The organism is Lepagella muris, assembly GCF_004793975.1.
GTDB classification, from domain to species: Bacteria; Bacteroidota; Bacteroidia; order Bacteroidales; family Muribaculaceae; genus Lepagella; species Lepagella muris.
On the sequence record NZ_SRYB01000065.1, the window covers coordinates 1 to 3,104 of the forward strand.

A 3,104-nucleotide genomic window follows, 5' to 3' on the forward strand; every position below is an offset into this window, starting at 1 on the left:
TTTACCTTCTAAAACAATTTGCTCATACTAATATATTTCCGTTCCCGACGTGATGTCGGGAACGGAAATATAATATTCTCTTATCTGCATTTCTTTTTCAAATTCGCGGATTATTAATCGGAAATTACTAATTTTGCAGCAATTCCCTTTGAAGTTGTATAAACTTCATTTAATCAACAATCGCTAAATTATGAATCGACATTCTTCTCTTTCAAATTCCCTATTCGTAAGGATTTTGTATGCGGCAATCCCTTTGCTCTGCATCGGCAACTCCTCTTTCGCTTCATCAGCAATTCCCAAAGATTCCCTTGCAAAGGATTTCCTGTTTTTCTGTGATAAACTGGAATCCTCACATCCCGATCCTTACTCCGCTTTCGGAGGGAAACCATATTTCTCTCTTGCCCGCGACATGGCTCTGGAAAGGATTCTTAGCGACAGTCTTTCGGTCAACGGATTCTGCGACTTGTTGAATGAATTTATCATACCTCTCAAGGATATGCATACTTTCGTGAATTATCCGAACTCAAACGAGGTGAACGAAATCAGATACGTGCAACGTATCTCCTTCAACGTGCTGAATGACGGATTGATGGTAGCCGGAATTGCAGAACCATACTCACAATATTTAGGTTCTCGCCTACTTGCCATAAATGATGTGCCTGCCGACTCTCTGTATAAGAGAATGGAGAAAATCAAACCCAGTGAAAACCGGGCGGACAATATGCAGAACCTATCCTTATGGGGTAATCAGGATAGGATATTGGACAGACTTGGCGTTAACGTCAATGGCAACGACCGTGTATACTATCAGCTCCTGACACCACAGGCAGACACCATATCCCTTGAATTACCAATTGTAGAACGCGAACACATCGCCGACGTGGAGATGGCGCGTCTTAAAAGCTCTCTAAATCTTCCGAAAGGGAATCTCCAATATGATTTTATCGATGACAAGGGTAATGTGATGTATCTACGGTTATCAAGCGTGATGGCGCGTGAGAATTACAGATATTGCTATGACCAAGGATGGGATAACGCACGCGGAGATATTGAATACCATTATAAGTCTGTCGGGAAAGATATGCCGGAGAATATTGAGGAGGCAATAAATGCCATACCCTCTTTTTCTGAGGAATTTTATGGTATGCTTACAGAAATGAAGGATAAGGGGGCGGAATATCTGATCATCGACCTGCGCGGTAATGGCGGGGGATGGACCCCTATCACTCTCCCTTCCCTGATGATGATGTTTGGCGATGATTATTTCAGTAAGAGATTTGAAGTCAAGAATATCCGTCTTATTTCCGACCTATATCTCCATAAGACTAATCAGACAATCGAAGAATTAAACCGGTCGTGGGGCACATCTATGAAATTGGGAGACTATCTCTTCATGGATAATGACTACCAAGGTGACAACATTGCATCAATAAGAAAGATGATGATTCAGAACGCCATGACGGAGACTCCGGAAATCCTTCAGTCTTTAGATGGAAAGCAACTATATCAGCCCAAACAGATATTTGTCATAACCGACCCGGGCACTTTTAGCGCAGCTTTCCACTATGCTTTCTATCTTCACAAGATGGGAGCCACACTGGTAGGCGTGCCGTCGGGTCAAGCACCAAACACGTTTATGGAGGTGACACCCTTCACGCTACCATGTTCCGGTCTGTCAGCAAGCATCTCCAACACCTTGCAGCAATTCTTCCCTAAAGACAGTCCTTTGGCAAAGGAACTTATTCCCGATGTTAGAATAATGTCGCAGGATTATGCCAGATATAATCTTGACGCTGACACTCCTGTATTAAAGATTCTGGATATATGCCGGGGGGAATGATCAGAGCTGCGCCCTCATCATTTCGAGGTCCATATCCACCTCCCCTTTTATAAGATAATTATTCCGACGAGAATCCACCGTATTGTAAATCTCCTCAGCCTTCTTCCTGTCTTCCTCGCAATGTAATGCGCGGAAGAACAGGTAGCGTTGTTTCGACGACATGCTACCGCTCATCGACTTGACCATCTTCAACTCCTTCTCATCAATGAGTGAGGATGCCTCATCCGTCTCCCCTCTCATCATCAGCAGACAGGACAGTTCGCATTTGGATTCCAGCACGAAGATCTTTATCTTTTTCTCCCTCTCTATTATCTCCAGGAATATGCGTTCGCTTTCATCATATCGCCCCATGTCCATGAGTGTAGAGGCATAGCCCAATAGAAGATTCACCTGAATCGGCTGGCTGAAATCCACCTCCTCCGGATTCTGAAATATGGATAACGGTATGTCACGCGGACGTACCCCTTCACTCAACAGCACACATAACCGCAGGACTGATGCAAATGCCTCACGCGACTTCTCATTATGACGTAGTTTGAGCATATTGTAGCCGTCATTAGGCAAACCGCTGATGCACATGGGGACTCCGTTGACTATAATGAAATAGAGTCCGATCAATGCTGTAACCCCGAAAAATATGTAGGCAAATGGGGAGAGATCTTTGGCACACAGCATGATTGTCACGCATATCGCAGTGGCAATCACGTTCATGACAACTCCTCCCGCATTATACACCACAACAGGCATCTTATCGGAAGGGACATCCGGAGGAGTCATCAGGCATTGTCCGAGTGCACCATCCATATTGAATCTTTTCACCCTCAACTTACCTCCATCATTGACCAGAACTATACCCATTGCCTGAAACGACAGGAATCGATATCCCGACAGCAGTCCGCCGATAAGATGCCCCAGTTCATGCAATATGATCTGCAATGCGCCTCCCACCAGCATAGACAGCACCGACACCAAAGGCACACCTATGACCTCTTCCCACGACAGACCCTTAATCTTCGACAATATCACCCCAAACGACACGTCTCCCCCCTTCACCAAGACTCCGATTGTCAGTCCCAATACGAAACTCACACTCACAGCCAAAGCAAATATCAATACAAATTTCAATATCTTCAAAAACGTTCTCATGATTTCAATTAAAATAATTTAAGTTTCGCAAGTTTTCCAACTTGCTTCACTTAAATGGTTTAAGGTTTAATGTTTATGGTTTATGATCATTAAATTTTGTATAATGAAAAGATTCGTG

Annotated in this window: 2 protein-coding genes; one reads left to right on the forward strand and one right to left on the reverse strand. The window is 44.0% G+C overall.

The window, feature by feature from the left end:
* Positions 1-190 precede the first annotated feature (190 nt).
* Entirely contained in the window at positions 191-1,840 is a 1,650-nt protein-coding gene (locus tag E5331_RS19960) for a S41 family peptidase (protein ID WP_123483339.1), read from the forward strand.
* Here the strand turns inward: E5331_RS19960 and E5331_RS19965 are convergent, their stop codons facing one another.
* Entirely contained in the window at positions 1,841-2,986 is a 1,146-nt protein-coding gene (locus E5331_RS19965) for a hypothetical protein (protein WP_123483340.1), read from the reverse strand.
* Positions 2,987-3,104 lie beyond the last annotated feature (118 nt).